Genomic DNA, 824 nt, shown 5'->3' on the forward strand with positions numbered 1-824 from the left:
ATTAATTTGGAAAATATATAATTCTATACAGAAGCTATTTTTTTCTAAAAGTCTCAACTTCTAATTTACTGAAATATCTTTCTAAGCGGTAGGTATCAGCGATATCCGTTGTATTTTGAAAATATTTGTAGGTCTTTTCAAGTTCTCTTGTATACTTAGTCAGAAATCTATCAATTCTTAAATCTATACCAGCGTCGTATTCCGAGTAGATTGACACCAAGAATCGTTCTATAATATCCATTAATTCCCATACCTCGTTGTAAGTAGGAAATAAATCTTGTGTCAGTATATTGATTGCGTCGTCGGTATGGGCATAAAATTTATCACGTAACAATTTTAACTTATTAAGTGTTGAATCTTGATCATTATTATTGATTACAGATAAAACTTCAATAAAACAATCCAGCGAAATATTTTCTTTAAATTCTTTGTTTACAAGCTTATTGTATAGCTTTCCAATCCCAAATTTTTCTCCTTTGGATTTTGATAATATTTTGGTTATTTCGAGGACAAATAGCACCCAGCATTTTCTTGAAAGTTCTGCATAAACTGGAGATTCTCTAGTGACCAAATAATCTAATATTTCGATATTAATTTCGGGATCATTTTTGGTGTTGAATTTTTCAAAATAGAGTTTCGGACTTCTCGTTAAATGTGCTTCGGCCAGTGCAACTTTACTTTTGATATATAAAACATATATTTTCCCAATGAGTTCTTTGCATTTATTTTTGTCTTCCATTTAGTTTGATCTAAAAGTCGAATCCCAATTCGGATAGCATTCGTTCGTGATTATTCATAAAATACTTCATCAGTTTATACTGTTC

At 30.1% G+C, this 824-nt stretch carries 1 protein-coding gene; it reads right to left on the reverse strand.

The window, feature by feature from the left end; all coding sequences use genetic code 11:
* Positions 1 to 34 precede the first annotated feature (34 nt).
* Positions 35 to 739, reverse strand: coding sequence for a hypothetical protein (locus B3C94_RS12855; RefSeq protein WP_293904238.1), 705 nt, complete (start codon positions 737 to 739; stop codon positions 35 to 37).
* Positions 740 to 824: the final 85 nt, after the last annotated feature.

This window comes from Sphingobacterium sp. UBA5670, from assembly GCF_002420705.1.
Lineage (GTDB): Bacteria > Bacteroidota > Bacteroidia > Sphingobacteriales > Sphingobacteriaceae > Sphingobacterium.